13 protein-coding genes and 1 tRNA gene are annotated in these 22,974 nt (G+C 37.1%); 8 read left to right on the top strand and 6 right to left on the bottom strand.

The genetic code is table 11. The features are described from left to right. Positions 1 to 2: 2 nt before the first annotated feature. The 6 genes from sov to feoB all read left to right on the top strand — a co-directional run bounded on the left by sov (position 3) and on the right by feoB (position 13,718). On the top strand, positions 3 to 7,184 hold the full coding sequence (sov, locus tag EV200_RS15035; protein ID WP_132534023.1) for a T9SS outer membrane translocon Sov/SprA: 7,182 nt from the start codon (positions 3 to 5) through the stop codon (positions 7,182 to 7,184). Between the two features lie 79 nt (positions 7,185 to 7,263). After that, on the top strand, positions 7,264 to 7,644 hold the full coding sequence (gcvH, locus tag EV200_RS15030; protein WP_132534021.1) for a glycine cleavage system protein GcvH: 381 nt from the start codon (positions 7,264 to 7,266) through the stop codon (positions 7,642 to 7,644). Positions 7,645 to 7,656: 12 nt separating this feature from the next. Next, positions 7,657 to 8,055: a VanZ family protein gene (locus tag EV200_RS15025; protein ID WP_029287701.1), complete on the top strand. Its 399-nt coding sequence runs from the start codon at positions 7,657 to 7,659 to the stop codon at positions 8,053 to 8,055. Positions 8,056 to 8,312: 257 nt separating this feature from the next. Further along, a complete protein-coding gene (locus EV200_RS15020; protein ID WP_132534019.1) occupies positions 8,313 to 11,129 on the top strand; it encodes an outer membrane beta-barrel family protein in 2,817 nt (938 codons plus the stop codon). Between the two features lie 255 nt (positions 11,130 to 11,384). Continuing rightward, on the top strand, positions 11,385 to 11,603 hold the full coding sequence (locus EV200_RS15015) for a FeoA family protein (protein WP_029287695.1): 219 nt from the start codon (positions 11,385 to 11,387) through the stop codon (positions 11,601 to 11,603). A 6-nt stretch (positions 11,604 to 11,609) separates the two neighbouring features. Beyond that, on the top strand, positions 11,610 to 13,718 hold the full coding sequence (feoB, locus tag EV200_RS15010) for a ferrous iron transport protein B (protein ID WP_132534017.1): 2,109 nt from the start codon (positions 11,610 to 11,612) through the stop codon (positions 13,716 to 13,718). Between the two features lie 204 nt (positions 13,719 to 13,922). Here feoB and EV200_RS15005 read toward each other — a convergent pair whose 3' ends face one another. Then, positions 13,923 to 14,399 (bottom strand): Lrp/AsnC ligand binding domain-containing protein, encoded by a 477-nt coding sequence (locus tag EV200_RS15005; RefSeq protein WP_025145395.1) that lies wholly within the window; start codon positions 14,397 to 14,399, stop codon positions 13,923 to 13,925. A 342-nt stretch (positions 14,400 to 14,741) separates the two neighbouring features. On the opposite strand from EV200_RS15005, the gene EV200_RS21790 reads away from it, so the two are divergent. Both EV200_RS21790 and EV200_RS15000 read left to right on the top strand, forming a co-directional pair. Beyond that, positions 14,742 to 14,885 (top strand) — tRNA-Asp (locus tag EV200_RS21790). A gap of 150 nt (positions 14,886 to 15,035) precedes the next feature. Further along, on the top strand, positions 15,036 to 16,049 hold the full coding sequence (locus EV200_RS15000; protein ID WP_229676846.1) for a LacI family DNA-binding transcriptional regulator: 1,014 nt from the start codon (positions 15,036 to 15,038) through the stop codon (positions 16,047 to 16,049). 60 nt (positions 16,050 to 16,109) lie between these two features. Here the strand turns inward: EV200_RS15000 and frr are convergent, their stop codons facing one another. From frr to nagA, 5 genes are all read right to left on the bottom strand, one after another. Next, positions 16,110 to 16,673: a ribosome recycling factor gene (gene frr / locus EV200_RS14995; protein ID WP_132534013.1), complete on the bottom strand. Its 564-nt coding sequence runs from the start codon at positions 16,671 to 16,673 to the stop codon at positions 16,110 to 16,112. A gap of 37 nt (positions 16,674 to 16,710) precedes the next feature. Beyond that, a complete protein-coding gene (pyrH, locus tag EV200_RS14990) occupies positions 16,711 to 17,415 on the bottom strand; it encodes a UMP kinase (protein ID WP_029287684.1) in 705 nt (234 codons plus the stop codon). 172 nt (positions 17,416 to 17,587) lie between these two features. Then, positions 17,588 to 20,857, bottom strand: coding sequence for a TonB-dependent receptor (locus EV200_RS14985; protein ID WP_132534011.1), 3,270 nt, complete (start codon positions 20,855 to 20,857; stop codon positions 17,588 to 17,590). A 54-nt stretch (positions 20,858 to 20,911) separates the two neighbouring features. After that, a complete protein-coding gene (locus tag EV200_RS14980) occupies positions 20,912 to 21,862 on the bottom strand; it encodes an MBL fold metallo-hydrolase (RefSeq protein WP_132534009.1) in 951 nt (316 codons plus the stop codon). 22 nt (positions 21,863 to 21,884) lie between these two features. Next, positions 21,885 to 22,970 (bottom strand): N-acetylglucosamine-6-phosphate deacetylase, encoded by a 1,086-nt coding sequence (gene nagA / locus EV200_RS14975; protein ID WP_132534007.1) that lies wholly within the window; start codon positions 22,968 to 22,970, stop codon positions 21,885 to 21,887. Positions 22,971 to 22,974 lie beyond the last annotated feature (4 nt).

The following is a 22,974-nucleotide window of genomic DNA, read 5'->3' as shown; positions in this document are numbered from 1 at the left end:
CCTTGAAGAGAATATTTACACTCCTATTTCTCATCCCACTTTTCTTGTTTATATCCCAAAAAACCTTCTCACAAGTTGTTCAGAGTAAGACTGATACCGCTACGTCAAAAAATAATTTTGGTTTAAAGGAAAAACAGCGCATGGGGATCAGACCATCGCGAAATCCGTTCTCGCCGCTGCCTAATAATCTTAAGCAAGTGGTGGAGTATGATGCAAAAAATAAAAGATATATTGTAAAGGATCTGATTGGTGATCGGTATGTTACGCAAACACAATACCTAACCATTGATGAATATACCCGATTGGTTAATAGTGAAGTGAAACGTGATAACTGGCGAAGTATTTCCAATTCTGAAGTTGGTGATTATAGGAACACAGGCGTTATTCCCAAAATCCAGGTAAATAGTAAGGCTTTTGAAAAGCTTTTCGGAGGAACCACGATTGATATTCAACCCCGTGGAGAGGCAGAGCTTACCTTTTTAGGCCGCAGAAATAAAAATGAAAATCCCTTATTTAATGAGCGACAAAGGGTTCAAACCAATTTTGATTTCAATCAACGGATTCAAATGGATCTGGTTGGGAATATTGGTACAAAGCTTAAAATTAAAAGTAATTACAATACTGAAGCACAGTTTGATTTTGAAAACCAGATTAAACTGGATTACACCGGTGGTGCTGATGATATTATTAAGAAAATTGAGGCTGGTAATGTAAGTTTACCTTTAAATACAAGTTTGATTACGGGCACGCAAGCTTTGTTTGGAGTTAAAACTCAATTGCAATTTGGAAAACTAAATGTAACCAGTGTTTACACGCAGCAAAAATCAGAGTCAAGAGAACTCCGCATTTCAAATGGTGCGCAACAAAATGAATTTTCGGTTACAGCCGATAGTTATGAAGCCAATAAACATTACTTTCTGGCTCAATATTTTCGCAACAATTACAATAAGCATTTGGTTAATGCGCCAATTATTACCTCACCCATTCAAATTACCAAGATAGAAGTCTGGATTACCAATAAAGCTGGCAATACCACAGATTCCAGAGATGTGCTTGGTTTCCTGAATCTGGGAGAAAATCAGCCTTTCAATCCCGGCGCGGTGGCAGGCGGCAGTTCGGTCCTTCCTGCAGGTACAACAGCAACAGGATTTCCACAGCAATCAAATAATTTACTGGTAAGTTTACCTGCAGATGCCAGGTTCACGAATTCAAATTCCGTAATCTCCTTCTTTCAAGCCAATGGCGCTACAGATCAGTATGCTAAACTTACCTATGCCAGAAAATTAACCGAGCGTGAGTTTACCTTTCAGCCGCAATTGGGATATATCTCCTTAAATAATCCGCTTAATGCCGATGAGGTTTTAGCTGTTGCTTATCGATATACCTATAATGGTGTCGAATATCAGGTGGGTGAGTTTTCTACAGATGTTACTTTTGATGCCGCAAACCCAAAAGTACTTTATGCAAAACTTTTAAAAAATGAAACGACTAAAATCAATCTCCCAACCTGGGATTTGATGATGAAAAATATTTACTCCATCGGTGGTTATCAAATCAGTCCGATCAATTTTAAACTTGATATTTTTAGAATAGATAATGAAACCGGAGTAGAAAAGCCGATCATGACCGAGGGAGAAAATACAGCCAATAGGCAATGGATCTCTTTAACTGAATTTGACCGGTTGAATCAGCAAAATGAAAAGAAGCCTGATGGTATTTTTGATTTTGTAGCCTCTAACAATGCTTTTGGTTCTTACTTTTCAAACAGCTCATCTTCAAACAGCACTTTCGGGTCTAATTTATCACTTAATGGGTTAACTTCACTAATTAATAATACCAATTCGGGATACATTACTATTGACCCTGCAAATGGCAGGATCATCTTTCCGATCATTGAACCTTTTGGACAGGATTTGGCTAATAAATTCCTTCCAAGTGAACAGGCCTTAATTGATAAATATACTTTTACTGCGCTATATGATTCTACCCAAACGATTGCCAAACAACTGTTTCAAAATAAAAACAGGTATGTAATTAAAGGGCATTATCAATCAGAAGTATCTTCTGAATTTAGCCTGAATGCCATTAATGTGCCCGAAGGTTCAGTAAAAGTTTTTGCTGGAACAATGCCACTGCAGGAAGGTGTAGACTTTACGGTTGATTATCAGGGCGGAAGAGTGAGTATTATCAATCAGGCACTATTAACCTCCGGTCAGCCCATTCGCATTACTACTGAAAACAATGAACTTTTTGGTTTGCAGCAACGGTCGTTATTTGGAACACGTTTGGATTATCGTGTGAATAATAAGCTAAATCTGGGTGGTACATTTATGAACCTAACAGAGAAACCGCTCACTCAAAAAGTAAATATTGGTGAAGAGCCCATTTCAAATACCATTTGGGGTGGTGACATTAACTATAGTTCTTCATCCAGATTCTTAACTAAACTTGTTGATAAACTCCCATTCATTTCCACCAAGGCCCCTTCAAGTGTTAACTTTTATGGTGAGTTTGCGCAATTGGTTCCGGGGCACCCGCGGGCATTAAATTTTGCAGGCAGTAAAAATGGGGTAAGTTATCTGGATGATTTTGAGGCTTCGAGATCTGTAATTGATTTAAAAAGTGCAATCTCCTGGCAGTTATCTGGAACGCCGCAAGATTTTTCAGAGTCGCAATTGGTCAATGACCTTACTTATGGTTATAACCGTGCACGGATAGCATATTATAATATTGATCCCACTTTTTATAATTCAAATGCCACCACTACACCATCCAATATCAGAAACAATAGAAATGAACTTTCTAATCATTATGTAAGGCAGGTGATAGAGCAGGAAGTTTTTCCATTCAAGGAAACGGCTACCGGGCAAGCACTAAATATCACCACCTTAGATGTGGCGTATTATCCAACCGTTCGCGGACCTTACAATTATGCTACAACAGGTTTCTCTAATGATGGAAAGTTATCCAACCCACGGCAGCGTTGGGGTGGTTTTCAACGTAAAATCGAAACCAATGATTTTGAAGCATTGAATGTTGGCTTTATCGAATTTTGGGTAATGGATCCATTTATTTACAATAGAAACTCTCAGGGAGGTGATATTTACTTTAACCTTGGTAATATCTCTGAAGATATTTTAAAAGATGGGCGCAAATCTCTGGAAAATGGATTGCCAGCTACGGATGATGCCAGTAAATATGATGAAACCGCTTGGGGGCGGGTTCCGAAATTACAGCCCGTTATTCAGGCTTTTGATAATGATCCCGATGCAAGACGTGCACAGGATGTTGGTTTAGATGGTTTATCAGATGCAAACGAAAAGCAGAAATTTACTACCGCTATCAATCAAATCAAATCGCAGTTAAATGCAACTGCAGCTGCAGAAATTGATCAGGATCCTTCATCAGATAATTATTCTTATTTCAGAGGTCCGGCTTTAGATCAAATCAACGCAGGTATTTTAAAACGTTATGAAAAGTACAACGGCCCTGAAGGAAACTCTAAAACTGCTCAACAATCGCAGGCAGAGTTGGGACTGGAAAATTCTGCGTCTACCTCACTTCCGGATGGTGAAGATATTAATCGCGATAATAACATGACGCAAAGCGATGAATATTATCAATACAAGGTAACCATGCGGCCAGGAATGGATGTTGGCCAGACCCAATTTATTACCGATAAAGTAACTTCACAGGTAAAACTAGCAAATGGAAACACGCAGGCCGTTACCTGGTATCAATTTAGAATTCCAATAACGCAATACGAGAAAAAGGTTGGGAATATTCAGGATTTTAAATCTATACGCTTCTTCAGGATGTTCATGACCAACTTTGCAGATACAGCCATTATGCGTTTTGCGAAGCTGCAATTAATCAGAGGTGAATGGAGAGAGTTTAATTCAAAAAACACGGCAGATCAGGTAATTGTAGATCCAAGCTTACCTGCCTTAACGCCAGATAATTCTACCATTGAAGTATCAACCGTTAATATTGAGGAAAATGGCAGAAAAACGCCAATACCTTATGTTACGCCTCCCGGCATTTTGCGTGAGCGCGATTTCAGCAATTATCGTGGAGATACCCGTTTGAATGAACAATCTTTATCTGTAACCGTTAAAAACCTTCGCGACGGTTATGGAAGGGCAGCCTTTAAAACAGCATATAGTGATTTCCGTTCCTATAAACATCTGGAAATGTTTATCCATGCCGAAGCAATTAACAATCAAGTTTTAGGTGATGGAGATGTAGATGCCTTTTTGAGGATTGGAACAGATAATCAGGATAACTACTATGAATATTTAATGCCTTTAAAAATCACCACTCCAGGCACGAGCGATGCTGATGCCATTTGGCCTGAAGCAAACCGAATGGATATTGATTTGGTTTTATTCCAGAATGCCAAACTTGCCCGCAATACAGCAAAGCAAGCTAACGGGCAGCCGTGGCCGATAAATATTCCATTTACTTATACGGATGGCAATAGGACAATTATCGTTAAAGGACAGCCAGATATGAGTAAAGTGAGGGTGTATATGCTTGGTGTAAAAAACCCTTTGCGTAACAACACCACCACTCAAAGTGATGATGGCATAGATAAAAATGTTTTAGTTTGGTTTAACGAACTCAGGCTAACTGAATTTGATGAAAAGGGTGGTTGGGCTGCTACGGCCAGGTTAAATTTAAAACTGGCCGATTTTGCTGATGTTAATATTTCTGGAAGTAAATCAACCATAGGTTTTGGATCGATTGATTCCAAAGTAAGTGAACGTAACCGTGCTGATAATGTTTTATTGGATGTTTCTTCAGCAGTTGAGCTGGGTAAATTTTTGCCTCAAAAATCAGGTGTCAAAATTCCAATGTTTGTAAATTATTCAAAACAAGTTTCTACGCCACAGTATAATCCCCGCACACCGGATATAGAGTTGAAAAATGCACTTGATCAATCGACCAAAGAACAAAAGGATTCCATATTAAATTTCGCACAGGATTATACAGTACGCAGGGGAATTAATTTTACCAATGTGCGTAAAGAAAGAACAAACAATAGTAAACCTGTTCAGCTTTGGGATATTGAAAACTTTGCTGCCAGTTATGCTTTTACACAATACAACCACAGGGATTTTATTAACCAAAGTAGCATTCAAAATACCTATAGGGCTTCATTGCAATATAGCTATGCGAAAGAAGCTAAAACATTTGCACCTTTTGAGAAGATCATCAAATCAAATATGCTGGCCTTGTTAAAGGATTTTAACTTTAGTATTTTTCCAAGTGCCATTAACTTTAGAATTGATGTAGATCGCCTTTATTCGGAAAACACCTTGAGGAATAATGATCCGGCTAATTCCATTCCAATTTATCAGAATGGATTTGGGACTACTTTTAATAAAAACTTTAGAATGAGCCGGATTTATGGAATAGCCTGGAATTTAACCCGCTCACTTCAGTTGGATTTTAATGCCACAAACTATTCTATTATTGATGAACCCGATGGCCGGATTGATGGTATGAAACGTGATACCGTGTGGCAAAATCTTAAGCGTTTAGGTCGCACAACAGATTATAATCACAATTTAAATGTTACCTATACCTTACCAATCGATAAAATTCCTGGCTTTAACTGGGTAACTGTAAAAACAAGGTATGGTACAAACTTTAACTGGCAAACTGAACCGCTATCCACTTTACAAGATCCAAACATCAATCTGGGGAATACCGTTCAAAACAGCAGAAATATTCAGGTTAATCCGGCATTGAACATGACAACCTTATACAATAAATTTGGTTTCATCAGAAATGCCAGTAATAGTGAAGAAACCGGAGATAAATTAAAGAACTTTTTTATCAACTTATTAACCAGTGTTAAAAATGTAAGCGCAAATTATGTGCAAACCAAAGGCATCTTTTTGCCAGGGTATTTGCCAACGACTAAATATTTCGGAGTTGATAATGTTACCGGAGCGCCGGGTTTAGGTTTTGTGTTCGGCAGTCAGAGGGATATCAGAGATATGGCGCTTAATAATGGTTGGCTAACTACAGATACCTTGCAAACCCAGCTTTATGTGAATACGCTTCGTGAAGATTTACAGTTTACTGGTCAAATAGAGCCATTTCGTGATTTAAGAATCACCATCAGGGCGAATAAGTCACAGACCAGAAACTTCTCTTCCAATTACAGGTATGTGGTCAGTGTATCTTCTTTTGAAAATTTAAGCGCAATTACTACAGGGGATTATAGCATCTCATACATTGCGCTCGGCACTGCCTTTAAAGAGAAAAATTCAAGTGTAATTTCTTCGCTGTTTAATCAGTTTATGGCCAATCGGATTATTATTTCAAGAAGGTTAGGTGCGCAAAATCCAAACTCATCTGGTCAGGCAAGTGGTTATTCCGATGGTTATGGTAAAGAAAGTCAGGATGTTCTTATCTCTGCGTTTATGGCGGCTTATTCTGGTAAAGATGCGGGTAAAACGAGTATGAATGCTTTCCCCCGAATCCCACTTCCAAACTGGACACTAACCTATAATGGATTAACAAAAATTGCCTTCATCGCAGATCGTTTTTCTTCTATTGATATCAGACATGGTTATCGATCGGCCTATAACATCAACGGCTTTAATTCATTATTGAGGTACCAGGAAAGCAATGGGTTCTCTGTAAACCGCGATGCGAATAATAACTTCCTTCCTGAATTTCAGTTTTCACAAGTTACCATATCAGAATATTTTTCTCCATTAATAGGAGTGGATACTAGATTCAAGAATAACCTGAGTGCTACATTTGAATTGAACAGGTCTCGCCTGCTAGGTTTAAGTCTGTCCAATAGTCAGCTAGCGCAGTTGTCAGAAAACAATGTCGTTCTGGGGATGGGCTATAGAACAAATAAATTCCGGTTTCCGTTTGGCTGGTTTAAAAGTTTAAAAATGGATAACAATATGGATTTTAAACTGGATGTTGCGATCCGTGATAATAAGACGGTTATTTACAGAGCAGATGTAGAAGAAGCTGAAATTTCATCAGGAGCAAAAAATATTACGTTAAGGCCAAGTGTTGATTATATATTAAACCAGAAATTTAATGTGAAGTTGTTTTATGATTCGAACATCACTAAGCCATATACTTCGCAAACGTTTAATACCTCTTTCAGTAATTTTGGTTTTAGTTTAAGGTTTACGCTGAATTAATATTTCGCAGGTGGAATCACAATTATCACGTCAACATTCCAACTTAATATTTAACTTTGTTGAAATTAATTAAAAACACATGAATTTTCCATCAGAATTAAAATACACTAAAGACCACGAGTGGGTAAAGGTTGAAGGTAATGAAGCTTACATCGGTATTACAGATTTTGCTCAACGCGAATTGGGTGATATTGTTTATGTAGACATTAACTCAGTGGGTGATGAAGTGGCAAAAGAAGAAGTTTTTGGTACTGTTGAAGCGGTAAAAACAGTTTCTGATTTGTTTATGCCTGTAACGGGTACGGTATTGGAAATCAATTCAGAGTTAAATGATAATCCGGAATTGGTAAATTCTGATCCATATGGAAAAGGATGGATGGTGAAAGTATCATTATCTGAGATTGCTGAAATTGAAGATTTATTAACTGCAGATGCTTATCAAGCCTTAGTAGGCGCTTAATCTTATTATATTTTGTACAAAGCACTGAAACAGCAAAAATGGGCCATATTCTGGACACTAATCGTTTTAGTGCTTTGTAATATAAAGTTACCAGATACAGAAGGGGAAGGATTTTTCTTTACGGGATTTGATAAGATGACGCATCTTGGATTTTTCTTTGTACTTACCGTTTTTCTGTTTTATGGAAAAATAAAATATCAGCACAGTTACGGTTTCAGAACGCTAACCATTTTTAAAATTCTTCTAATCAACTTTATTATTGGTGGAAGTATCGAATTATTGCAATGGAAAGTTTTCACTTACAGGTCTGCAGAATGGTGGGATCTTGGTTGTGATATGTTAGGCGCTTGCATGGCTGTTTTCAGTTATATATTGCTCCATAAATTGAATTTCGATGAGAAAAATAATTAGTTCGATGGTTGTAATTGCAGCTTTATGCTTAAGTGGATGCAGTATCTTTAAAAAAGACTGTAACTGTCCGAAAGTCTATTACAAAAGCTATCCCTCACAAAACAAATACTAAACATTATCATTTTCCAAATGATGTTACAGCTCATATATTCGGCTGTATTTAAAATGTTACCAATCTTTTCCTGTTTCGCAACAAACCTTTAGGTATCTGCACAGTCTGATAGCTTAGTTTTGTACATATAATCTAAATTTTTTTAATGAAAAGGAACGTTCAAAGGGCAATCTTCATTGTTCTTATTTTTTGTGGTTACATCGCTCAGGCACAAAATCCTGGCTCCATCAGCGGAAAGGTTATAAATGCCAGAGATAAAAAGCCTGTTGATTTTGCAACTATTGCCGTCAGAAATCTTAAAGATTCAGTGGTGGTAGCATCAGGGCAAACAGCACCAGATGGAACTTTCAACTTTAAAGCCATAGCACCCGGAAAATATAGAGTTTATGCAGCCTTTTTAGGGTTGAAAACAACAACTAAAGATGTTGAAGTTTCTAAAGCAGCTGTTGATGCAGGAGAAATTGCCATGACGGATGATGGTGTAGATTTAAATACGGTAAATGTAACGGCAACCATCCCGGTGATAGTTAAAACAGATACGCTAGAATTTGATGCGAAAACGATCAAAGTTCGTGAAAATGCCGTTGTAGAAGATGTATTGAAAAAACTTCCTGGTGTTGAGGTTGCAAAAGATGGTAGCATTAAGGCACAGGGAGAAACCATTACGAAGGTTAAGGTAGATGGAAAAGAGTTTTTTGGAACAGATCCTTTGCTAGCCACTAAAAATCTACCGGCTGATATGGTAGATAAAATTCAGGTGATTGATGAACTATCTGAGCAATCACAGTTTTCAGGTGTAGATGACGGAACCAGAACCAAAATTTTAAACATCACTACTAAAGCCGGAATGAAAAAAGGATATTTCGGAAACAGTACAGTGGGATATGGTACTCAGGATCGTTATGATGCCAGCATTAATGTTAATAAATTTGATAATGACCAACAATTTAGTGTAATCGGTCAGTTTAATAATGTAAACAAGCAAAATTTTGGACAGGGTAATGGTGTTGGAAACGGTTTCGGCGGTGGCGGTCGTGGTAACTTTGGTGGTGGTGGAAGTGGTGCAGGAAGCGGTGGGATTACCAACACCAATGCCGGGGGATTAAACTTTTCAGATACCTATAAAGATGGAACCCAAATTCAAGGGAGTTACTTTTTTAATCGATCTGATGTATCTAACCAACAACAGAGTTTTACGCAAAATTTATTAGGTAACAGTGTTACTACCGTTGCAAATAATGCAGATAACAACACTGATCGCATCAACCATAGGTTTAATTTCATGATTGATACCAAGCTGGATTCCACTACAACAATTAAAATTCAGCCCAATGTTTCATATACTGAAAGTGATGCCACAAACCTGAGCAACTATGACAGGAATTTAATCCAGTCACAAACAACGGGTTTGCAACGTTATCTTACCCATAGTTCAACTCCAAATATTAGCAATAACCTATTGGTGAGGAAGAAGTTTAAAAGACGGGGTAGAACTTTATCCCTAAACGTAAATACTTCTATTAATAATAATGATGCAGATAACTATAATTATATCTCTGAAGATAATACAATCAATAGTACAGTAACATCAACCGTTACGGATCAGCTGAACAAGGTAAACACCAATTCAATCAACAATACTTCCAGATTGGTTTATACTGAGCCGTTATCTAAAACCACAAGCCTGGAATTTAACTATCAGAATGGTTATAGCCAAGATAATCAAGGCCGGCAGGTATTAGATTTTAATTCAGCAAGTGGCCAATACGATTTGGTTAATTTTGATTATACCAATACCTATGAAAATCAGACTTTAACGAATGCTGGAGGAGTGAGTTTCACCACCAATGAAAAAAAATACAATTGGAATATTGGTTTAGCGGCACAACAAACTAATCGTGTGAATACCAATTTAACCACAGGATTAGTACGCAGTCAAAATTTCATCAACCTTACCCCATCAGCAAACTTCAGATATAATTTTAGTAACTCAAGAAGGTTAAATATTCGCTATAGAGGAAATACACAACAACCTAGTATAAGTCAAATCCAGCCAATACCTGATAACACCAATACACAAAGTGTTTTTATTGGTAATCCTACGTTAAAACCTTCTTTTAATAACAATTTAAATATCAATTATAATAATTTTGATATTGCAAAGGGTAGAATGTTTTTTGCTTTCTTAAGTTTAAGTCAGACATTTAACGCCATTGGAAATAGCAGTCAATTAATTACTGACCGTAATGATGTAGATTTTGGAAAGATCAGAACAACCTACGTAAATGTGGATGGTGTATATTCTGGAAATGGTAGTGTAAATATGGGTATTCCACTTTTACCAGAAAGAAAGCTAACCTTAAATGCATCATTAAATGCTAACTATAACCGAAATGTGAATTTTACAACCGGTAATGATAATCCAAATGATTTAGTCAGAAATGTGACCAATACTATTGGAGTTACCAATCGATATAATTTTGTAACCAACTTTGATAAGTTTGATTTAACCGGAGGCATTTCTGGAACCTATAACAGAGCAACGTATTCCGCTCAACCCAATGCCACCACTAATTTTTATACTTTAAATCCAAGTTTTGATATCAGTTATGTTTTTCCCGGTAACATTCGTTTAGCTGTTGATCTTGATTATATCAAAAATACAGGCAGGGGAGAGGGCTATAATACGGAGTTTACTTTAGTGAATTCTTATATCAGCCGTCAGTTCTTTAAAAACAGAGGGACTTTTAAAATAGCAGTGAATGATGCCTTTAATCAGAACCAGGGAATCAGTAGAACAGCAACAAATAATACCATTACCGATTTAAACTATAATGTATTGAAAAGATATTATATGTTATCATTTACCTATTCATTAACCCGCATGGGCGGAAAAAATATGAGTGGTGATATGCAAATGCCAACGCCAGGTCAGGGTGGCGGACAACGTTTCAGGATGTAATAAGAATAGAATCATGTTAACAAAGGCTCGTGCAAAACGGGCCTTTTGTGCTTATAGAATTTTTAAAAAAAGGATTAAGCCGCATTGACAGCAAGAAATTAATCATTGATGAGTCATACCTGTTTAGGATAAAAATCTCTATTTGGAATAAATCTAAAGAAAGGCTAACTTGCGTGCAATTTAGCACATGAACCCGAATAGATTGAATAATTATTTGATCATGAAGGCCCCATCTGAGCATAAAATTAATTACAGATGAAACTTTCAAATTTAAAAGTTGGAGAAAAAGGAACCATCCTTTCATTTACAGATCTTGATCTTTCTGTTAAATTAATGGAGATGGGTTGTTTGCCTGGAGAGGTGGTGGAAGTAGAGCGTTTTGCCCCGCTAGGCGATCCAATGGCCATTCGTGTTGCTGGTTATCAGCTTTGTTTACGTAAGAGCGAAGCAGAAGTCATTATCATCAATAAATAAGCTGATTTGGATATTAAAGTTGCGTTAGTTGGTAATCCCAATACAGGTAAGTCTACTCTTTTTAATCGTTTAACAGGATTAAATCAAAAAATCGGGAATTTTCCGGGGATAACTGTTGATAAGAAAACAGGTTTCATGAAGCTTGCCAATGGTAAAGGGGCTGAAATTATTGATTTACCAGGAACATATAGTTTGTATCCCAAAAGCAGTGATGAAAGTATTGTTTTTCAAGTTTTAGCTGATTCAAAAAACGACAGCTATCCTGATGTGATTGTATTGGTTGTTGATGCCTCCAACCTTAAACGCAATATGCTTTTATATTCGCAGGTTGCCGATTTAGGAATTCCGATGGTACTCGCTTTAAATATGATTGATCTTTCAGAAAAACAGGGAATTCAGATTGATTTGGATAAGCTTGCTGAAAAATTAGGTGTTCAGGTGGTATCTATCTCGGCCCGAAACAATATTGGTATTGACCAATTAAAGTTGGCGATTACTAACACGAATAAAATTGCTACACAGTTTCAGGATGTTGATGTAAATAGTCTGGCACCAGCAGCAATTAATGCCATCAAGTCGAAGTTAAATTCTGATAATGATTACTATGCTTTACAGGTATTGCATCAACATGAATATCTTAAATTCTTTACGGAAAGAGAACAAGATGAAATTGAGGCGATAGAACAATCGCATCATTTTGAATCAGCAAAAACTCAGGCAGCTGAAACCATTTTACGGTATAAAAATTTAAGTTTGATACTATCTGATGTAGTAACAGACAGCGACGCAGCTAAAAAATTTACATTTAGTGATAAGCTTGATTCCATCTTAACCCATAAAATCTGGGGCTTTGCCATCTTTTTATTAATACTCTTCGTTATTTTTAATGCCATTTTTGCATGGTCATCCTATCCAATGCAATGGATCGAGGCAGGCTTTGGTTTTATAACAGAAGCAGGTCATGAATACCTGCCAGCAGGTATGCTCACTAATCTAGTATTAGATGGTATTGTAGCTGGTTTAGGCGGCATTTTCGTCTTCATCCCACAAATAGCTATTTTATTTGCATTTATATCCATTTTGGAAGATACGGGCTACATGGCCAGGGTTACTTTTATGATGGATAAAATTATGAGTAAAGTCGGTTTAAATGGTAAATCTGTTGTACCAATGATTGGTGGTCTGGCTTGTGCAGTACCTTCAATAATGGCAGCAAGAAATATTGAAAACTGGAAAGATAGAATGATTACCATTATGGTTACGCCATTGGTAAGTTGCTCAGCGAGGCTTCCGGTTTATATTTTAATTATATCATTAATTATTCCATCGAAAAATATTCTGGGTGTTTTTAACCTGCAGGGCTTGGCTTTAATGGTGATGTATTTAGTAGGTGTAATTGCAGCTGTGTTGGTGGCCTGGGTAATGAAGTTTTTGATCAAAACGAAGGAAAGGTCTTATTTCATTATGGAATTACCCATTTACCGAATGCCAAGGTGGAAAAATGTGCTTTACACCATGTATGAAAAATCTAAAACTTTTGTTTTTGAAGCTGGTAAAGTAATTATTGCCATTTCTATTATTCTTTGGGTAATGGCTACTTTTGGACCAGGGAACCGCTTCGATCGAATTGATCAGAAATATGCATCTGCGCTGGCAGATACTACAAAAAACACCGTTCATATTGAAACACTTATTGCGACAGAAAAGCTTGAAAATTCATATGTTGGCATCTTAGGCCATTGGATTGAGCCTGCCATTCGCCCGCTGGGTTATGATTGGAAGATTGGTATTGGTTTAATTACCTCATTTGCTGCACGAGAGGCTTTCGTTGGTACCATGGCTACTATCTATAGTGTTGATGGTGGTGATGAGGATACTTCAACGATAAGAACACGCATGTCTTCATCGGTAAATAGTCGTACTGGATTACCCGTATACACCTTTGCTACAGGAATTTCATTGATGTTATTTTATGCTTTTGCTATGCAATGTATGAGCACCGTAGCAATCGTTTACCGGGAAACTAAAGGTTGGAAATGGCCCGTAATTCAACTGGTTTACATGACAGCCATGGCTTATTTTGCTGCACTTATTGCCTATCAGTTGTTGAAGTAGAAAGAAGAAGTAGTTCAAGTTATTAAGTATCAGGCATCAAGGCATTGGAGAACAGTGTTTGCAAATTTTGCTTGCTATACTTCCCTTATAATATTGAATTCAGGACTTTTTACATCGTTACGCCGACTTTTAACCTTTAACTTTCGTCCTGCAAGATAAGGCAATGGCCTGGAGACTTCCGCTTAAAGACTCCAGACTAAAAAACTACCCCAACTCAATCTGCCTTTTAATACTTTCCTCCAAAGAAATTAAAGTTTCCGTGCGTTGAATACCATTAACAGCCTGAATTTCTTCATTCAGTACATGGCGCAAGTGATTGGTATCTCTACAAATAATTTTCGCAAACATGCTGTAAGCACCAGTAGTATAGTGTAGCTCTACCACTTCCTTTATTTTACTGAGCTGGGCAACGGCATCTTTATATTGAATACCCTTCTCTAGATAAATACCTAAAAAAGCACAGATATCATAGCCAGCCTTTTGAGGATCGATGATTAAGTGTGACCCTTTAATAATCCCCATTTCTTGTAGTTTCTTCATTCTGACGTGTATTGTACCACCCGAAACAATCAAATCTTTTGCGATTTCAGTATAAGGTTTAGTAGCATCCTGCATCAGTTGTTTCAATATATCAATATCGAGGTTGTCAATTTCTAAATTGGAATTGTCTTTTTTAAGCATATTTTTGAATTATGATAAGCGAATTTACAAATATTTATCAATATTATAAAAATAAAATTAAATGTTTAAAAAATTTGTAAGGTATTGGTTGTTCCATTACATTTGTATCAAGCAATTAACAAAAAGGAACGTTCTTTAAAATCAATTGCTAAACATACTGTAGGGTGGTGAAACAGGCAGACACACCTCCTTGTCTCGGTGGCGGAGAATAATGGGAATACCAGCAATGGCTAACCACTCCTTGGAGGTTCGATTCCTTCCCCTACAGCGGCTTAGTCCTAAGTCAAGAGTCCATAGTCTTTAGTAGACTTACGACTGCAGACTTTGGACTAAGGACTAAAATGTTGGGTGGTGAAATTGGCAGACACGCCTCCTTGTCTCGGTGGTGGGGAATAATGGGACAAACGCAGTTTATTGGGTTGACCACAATTAATTTTTTGAACTGTAGCTAACTACCCCTTGAAGGTTCGACTCCTTCCCCAACAGCATTTTTTATGAATAATAAGTTAGTTAATTGAGCAATCCTGGATAGGTTGCTCTTTTTCTTTTTATAAACTTCTAATCATGTCCCTGAATATTACAGCACTTATCACTATATTACCCGTTGATAACACCAAATATTTGTAGTCCCTAATAATGAAAAGAGTTTCAATTAAAGATATAGCCAAACAATTAAATATTTCGATTACATCTGTCTCCTTTGTAATTAATGGACGAGCGAAGGAAAAAAATATTAGTGATGCATTAACAAAGAAAGTATTAGATCTTGTAGCGGAACTAAATTATCAGCCTAACTCTCTCGCAACGAGTTTACGGACAGGAAAAACACGAATTATTGGGTTTTTGGTCGACGATATCTCAGAGCCATTCTTTTCAGGGATTGCAAAACGTATTGATGAAATTGCATCAGATTTGGGCTATAAAATTTTATTTAGCAGTACCCGAAACGATACAAAAAAGGCAATTGAACTACTTCAGATTTTCAAGGACAGGCATGTAGATGGTTATATCATGGCGTTGCCTGAAGGCTTGGAAGACGAAGTAAAAAAGTTAATTTTAACGGATGCTCCTGTTGTACTATTTGACCGGTATGTACAAGACGTGAAAGCTGACTACGTAATCATTAATAATAAACAAAGTACCGCCCAGGCAACTGAGCACTTAATTTCCAACGGATTTAAGAATATAGCCTTTATTACCATCGATTCTGATCAGCAACAGATGCTGGACAGACTTTCCGGATATGAGGAAACCATATCCCGGTACAAATTAAATTCATTTGTTAAGAAAATAAATTACAGTACGTCTGCAACAACCATAAAAGAGATTGCAGAATTTTTTAATTCAAATAAAGATCTTGATGCTGTTATTTTCGGCGCCAACTACATCAGTCTTGACGGTTTAAGAACTTTCCGAGCAATGGGCTTACGTATTCAGAAAGATCTTGCTGTAGTATCATTTGATGATTTTGAAATTCTTGAATTTTGTGATCCACCGGTAACAGCAATAGCGCAGCCGCTGGAAGCAATTGCAGAAAACATCATGAAAATATTAATGGATAGGCTAAAAGTAAATACAACAGATAAAAAATATAAAGAGGTTATAGTGCCAACTGTATTTAACATTCGCGAATCCAGTACAAAAGGTTAGTCATAAAAAAAGGGGATCGATTATTCATCGATCCCCTTTTTTTATAGCTTATCTTGCTGATTAAACCGTCATCACATCTTTTTCTTTTACTTCAGCGTGCTTATCAACTTTAATGATGTAGGCATCGGTTAACTTTTGAACTTCTGCTTCACCAGTTTTAATTTCATCATCAGAAACGCCATCGCCTTTCAGTTTTTGAATTTTGGTATTGGCATCTTTTCTAATGTTACGTACGGTAATTCTTCCGCGTTCAGCTTCTTCTTTTACCTTTTTTACCAGGTCTCTTCTACGTTCTTCAGTTAAAGGAGGTACTACCAAACGAATTACAATACCATCGTTTTGAGGATTGATACCAATATTAGCCACTTGAATAGCTTTTTCAATAGGTACCAAAAGTGATTTTTCCCAAGGCTGAATTACGATTGTTCTGGCATCAGGCGTATTGATGCTAGATACCTGAGATAAAGCGGTAGAAGCACCGTAATAATCTACAAAAATTCCATCAAGCATTCCTGCTGATGCTTTACCTGCTCTGATTTTAGTTAGTTCTGATTCACAATGATCGATTGCTCTCTCCATAGCAGATTCAGCATCCATCAATTGTAACTGTATGAGTTCGTTCATAATGTGTGTATATCTAAAAATGTAATAATTTTATAGTTTATTTTACTAAAGTACCAATAGATTCGCCATTGGCAATTTTCATAAAGTTACCATGTTTATTCATGTCAAACACAATAATAGGTACTTGGTTTTCCTCACAAAGGGTAAAAGCCGTCATATCCATTACGTTTAATCCTTTATCATAAACTTCTCTAAATGAGATTTCTTCGTATTTGGTAGCAGAAGGATCTTTTTCAGGATCGGCAGTATAAATACCATCCACTCGTGTTCCTTTTAAAACAACATCTGCCTTAATTTCTATCGCACGTAATGCGGCAGCAGAATCAGTGGTGAAATAAGGATTCCCAGTACCTGCTCCAAAAATAACCACACGGCCTTTTTCTAAGTGGCGTACCGCCCTTCTGCGGATAAATGGCTCACAGATCTGTTCCATTTTAATCGCCGTAAGCAAACGGGTTTTAATTCCGACTTTCTCTAATGCATCTTGCAAAGCCATAGAATTAATAACAGTGGCCAGCATCCCCATATAATCGGCTTGCGCCCTGTCCATCCCACTTTTCTCCGCACTTAAACCCCTAAAAATATTTCCGCCACCAATAACGATTGCGATTTCCAAACCTTTATCGTGAACCGCTTTGATATCTTCTGCGTATTGCTTAACGCGTTCATTATCAATGCCATATTGTTTATCGCCCATTAGCGATTCGCCGCTAAGCTTTAGCAGGATGCGTTTGTATCTCATGACCTCAAAAATATTAACATTTTTTTAATACCTGGCTATGCTTTCAGATTAATTGATGTAAATTTTTAGTAAGAGAAATTATACTGACCGCATTATCCCATTTTTCATAAAATAAAAATGGCTGAGTTAATGTTATAACCCAGCCATTAATCATTAATGATATAATAAAAATTTATTGATTAAACCTGTATCTTAATCCAAATTGAATCCGCCAGCGTGCAGTTTCATCAACACTGCTGGAGAAGGTATTTACTAAAGGTGTATTATTATCTGCATTTAAGTATGGGAAAGAGAATGTAGGCTTACCTGTTGCATCAATCCCTTTAAAGTTTAACAATCCATTTGCTCTGTTTGCAAACTTTGGAACACCCCATGTTTTATTGATCATGTTTCCGAAGTTAAAAACATCAAAAGTAAGCTGGAGGGAATGTTTTTTACCTTTCAAACTTCCAAATAAGTCTTGTGCAATACGGATATCAAGTGTTCCAATGACATTGCCAACTAAACCATTTCTTTCTGCATATTGGCCTCTTCTTTGATTCAAATAGCTATCCTGAGTAATGTAACTGTTTAATTGTGACCATAGCTGATCTGTAGTCCTGGTATCTCCAGAATTTTCTGGTACTAAAACAATGTCAGACTTATTTGCCGGAACAAAAATCAAATCATTACCACTTAAACCATCATTATTTAAATCATTACCATACGTGTATGAATACCTGAAGCCATCTTGCAGCTGATAGAACATAGAAAATGTTGTTCCTAAATGGTTAATATATTCTTTTCTATAGACAACAGAGGCAATAAAGCGGTTTTTAACCATGTAGCTTGAATAAGAAAGTGCATCAGTATTTGGGCTGCCTGAAACCTGACGATCTCTCCACATGGATTGGGCGATAGAACCGCCATCATTAACCGATCTTGAATCTGTATAAGTATAACCTGCCGTTGCAAAAAGTCCCCCGGCAAATTCTTTTGATACCGTTCCGGTAATGGATAAACTATGTCCTTTATTGGTATTGGTCATCACAATGGCGTCAGAAATATTTGGGTTAGCAGGTGTTGGCGTAGCTGAGCCATAAATTCTTGAAGCAGTATATCTCGGACGGTTATCTGCACCCTGAAGAAGCGTATATGCTGATGTATTTAAATTCGCATTGCGGAAGTAAACAGAGTTGATATCTTTTGAATATAAGGCTTCCAGTGTTCCGGTGAAGCCAGCAGGTAATTTTTGATCAATGGCTAAATTGGAACGCCAAACCTGCATGAATTTAAAATTCTGATCAGCTACTGCAAGGTTGTATGCCGTATTATTTGCTGCGGTAGATTTGTTTAAATTCCGGTAAGCATCAACATCAGGCGTAAAAGGTCTGTTTGTAGGGTTAGCAATCGATTCTGATCCAAACTGAACACCATTATTACTCGCCTGATTCGAGATCCAAACCAAAGGAGGGCGACCTGTAAATAAACCTGTTCCACCTCGAACCTGGGTTTTTCCTGTATTGTTTACATTCCAGTTAAAGCCCACACGTGGCGACCATAGTATGGCATTTTTAGGAAATCTGCCAACATCAATTTTCTCACCGTTTTCAAAAGTGAGTTTTTCTACATTTGGATTGCTGATTAAAGAAGTAGAAGAAACATTGGTTAAATCTGCACGTAAGCCAGCTGTTAACTTTAACTGATCACTAACCGTAAAAGCATCTTGTGCATACAAGCCATACATATTGGATTGAATTTCTGCATAAGGAAATGATCCATCTGGCAATACAGAATATTGAACCTGATAACGTGTAGCGTTGGAAACACCATTATTGGCGCTATTGTAAAAATCATCTAAACTTTTAAACGTGTAAGTACCATAGTAGTTAGGAGCAAAACCATTACTGGTTCTATACCCTTCATAATTGGCACCAAGTGTAATTTCATGACGACCTGCATAAATATTAAAGTTATCTGTAATCTGATAAACTTTAGTTTTTAAAGTGTTAAATGCCGTAAAGGGTTCGTAACCAAAGGCAGTGTAAGAGCTTCCATCAGGATTCATGATATCAACCAGTGGAAAAGGTTTGTTCCCTTTAGATTCCCTGAAATCGTTCATGTTATTATAACCTACTGTTAACTGGTTAGAGAATTTATTATTGAAACGTGTTCTGAACTCCAGGTTAACATTATCCATGTTGTTATTGATGCCATAACCGGCAGATTGAAATGGAAGCCCGAGTTGTGACGGTTGACGGTTGTTTTTTGGTGCTCCACTATTGCTTGGTAAAATATCTTTGTATGATCTGAAGTAAAAATATTTTAAGCTTAAAGTATTCTTATCATCAATATTATAATCCAACTTGGCAGATAATTTATCACTTCTGGTTTTCAACGCATAGTTTTCATATCCGCCAGCATCATAACCAAGCGTTTTCAAAAATGCACTTAGTTTATCCAAATCTTCACCTTTAGCCTGTGATATATTTGGTCCCGTGCTTCCACCTCTTGATGCTGTAAAGCCTGTTCCGGGATCTGATCTTCTTTCCAATTCACCACTGGCGAAGAAAAATAATTTGTTTTTAATAATCGGACCACCAAAAGTGAATCCATAACCTTTTAAGTTAAAATTGGTTACCGGTACCTTGAGGTTTGCATAGTTGTAGTCACTTACCAGATCCTGATTTCTGTAATAAGTATTTAATGAGCCTTGAAATTCATTAGTACCACTTCTGGTTACCGCGTTTATGGCTGCACCGGTAAATCCACTCTGGCGAATATCATATGGAGCAATATTCACCGTAATTTCTTCGAATGCGTCCATGTTTATAGGTTGAGAGCCTGTCTGGCTGCCAATTGTGCCTTGTAAACCAAATGCGTTATTAAATAATGCACCATCTACGGTAAAATTATTAGCAAGATTACTTCTCCCGGCAATACTCGGGCTACCAAATTGTAAAGAAAACTGTGGGGTAAGCTTAACAAAATCGGTAAAGCTTCTGTTTAAAGTTGGTAAATTTTGAATTGCCGTTCTGGAGATGTTTTGTGAGGCACCTGTTCTGCCAGAGTTGAAAATTTTACTTTGTTTACCAGATACCATTACCTCAGATAGATTGTTTGCATCTTCACTTAAAGTGATGTCTAAGGTAGAACTTTGTCCAAGTGCTAATTTCTCTATACGCTGCACCTGGTTTTTAAAGCCGATAAAAGAAACGGTAATAGAATAAGGACCACCAATACGCATGGCAGGTAAATTATAACGACCATCAGATCGGGTAGATGTAGCATAGCGAGATCCAGAAGGTTCGTGAATGGCAATTACCGTTGCGCCGCTTATCGGTCCCTTGGAATCAGCTACGGTACCATTTATAGATGCCGTTGTTTCATTTTGAGCTACTGCATCTATCTTTAAAAAGACTAAAAATATAAATGCAGTAAATAAAAGTAAGGTTTTTTTCATGAATTTTTTTTCACAAAAGTACACTCACTTTCTGTATCCAATATGTTACTTACGTTAATTTATTGTTAATAGCTTTCCCTGATCGGGGAATATCAACTTGAATCCAGGCGCATTAAGTACCCGTAACTGTTGTTTTATTTTAAGCATATTTTTTACCGGAGGTTTCCTATGCGTAACAATAAAAGATACTTTTTTCAGGGCTTCTGGAGTTGTTATATTTTGCAGCTTTGCAAGCTCACTAAAGAAAAGCTGGGGTGTAAGGTGGCCAAATAATTGGTTTACAGGTTGTTCATTTGGGAATGACACTTCCAGAAATATTGCCTTCAGGTTGCCAGTATTGATAAGAGGAGCCACCTCTTGCCATAATTCGGAGAGCTTATCAGATTTTTCTATTTCATCTGCACCAGTATCACCAAGATATAAAACGTAGTTATCTTTTGCCTGAATTAAAAATGCGGTACTTTTATAAGGCTTACCATGGCTGAGTTCAAATGCACGAACTTTCATTTCAGTTTCAGCAAGTGGGTAGCTAAATTCTTCCTCTAAAGTAGTATAAGTATATTTTTTAAGTTGAGGTTTTTCGCCTTCGTTACCAAAATTTGCCCAGGCATCCCAGGTAAAGTATTTATCTCTGAGGATATCTAGAACGGATGATATTCCATAAATATTCTTTGCCGTATCTGCAGGAGAATTTATAATGAGCCCGGCAACATGATCTAAATGTGCATGCGATATTAAATAACCTTTTATTTGTCTGCGTTGAATGTCTTCACTAATGCCTTTCAACGTTTTTCTATCTATGGCTTTCTGAATTCCGGCATTAATGGTTCCCGCATCCAGGCAAATAAAATGATTACTGCCATATGGAGCCAGCATGTAAGAAGAGAGATTACTTTCATCATCGCCTCCCTTTACGCCTAGCGGTATGATCTTAAAAGTTTGAGACCAGGAATTGATGGAGACCACCAGTAAAAGCATTAGAATCAGACAGCACTTTTTTAACATCGTTATTGGATTTAAATTGATTTTAGAGTAAATCTCCTTTGAAGATTACATTCTTTAGGTTTAAATGCTCATCTAAAAGTAGCAAGTCAGCATGGCATCCTGCTTCAATCTTTCCCGTGAAATTTTCCATTCCCATTAACTTCGCAGGATATTGACTGGCCATTTTTATGGCTTCAGCCAGATTGATGCCACAATAGCTGACACAGTTTTTAATGGCTTGCAACATGGTTAAGGATGAGCCCGAAAGTGTTCCATCTGGCATTACAAATTTATCATCTTTCTCTATGTGTTGATAAGGGCCCGTTGTACAGGAGGTAACGGCATCGGTAATTAAAAACAATCTGTCACCGGCTAGCTTGTGTGCCAGCTTTACGACTTCAAAATCTAAATGTTTACCATCTACAATAATGCTGGCCATTGCCTGATCATGATTAAAGAAAGCGGTTGGAATACCTGGCTCACGATGATGAATTGGGCTCATGGCATTGAAAAGGTGTGTCGTGGTTTGGATACCTTTGTTATATGCTTCAGTGGCTTCAGCAAAAGTAGCGTTACTGTGCCCTAATGAAACCACCACATCGTGATCTAAAAGATATTGAATTACTGCGTCATCATGTATTTCGGGTGCGATGGTCATCATTTTAATCACACCGTCTCCAAAATCCAGAAGTGCTTTTATTTCATCTAAGGAGGCTTTTTTAACAAACTCGGGAACATGAGCACCTAAACGCTTTGGATTTAAAAACGGGCCTTCTAAATGTAAGCCCAATAAATTTCTGGAAGATGAACGATATTCTTTTGCGGATGCGATGCAGGCACTAAAAACTTCCGGAGAATTGGTTGCCATACAAGCAAGAAAACCTGTCGTACCTTTTTTAAGCAAATCGTCTTCTATAATTTTTAGCGATTCTACAGTGGGTTCTGCAGAAAACAATTTTCCACCTGCACCATAAATCTGAAGATCAATTAAACCTGGAACAACGAATTCTTCCGGAGCATCTGAATTTGATTTTTCTATCGAGTTTATTTTGCCATTGCTAATGGTGATGCTTTTTCTTTCTTGTAAACCATCGTTCGTATAAAATTTAGCATTAGGAATGTTAAGCATAAGA

This window comes from Pedobacter psychrotolerans (assembly GCF_004340665.1).
Taxonomy (GTDB): Bacteria; Bacteroidota; Bacteroidia; order Sphingobacteriales; family Sphingobacteriaceae; genus Pedobacter; species Pedobacter psychrotolerans.
This window is presented reverse-complemented; position numbering and strand designations above follow the sequence as displayed.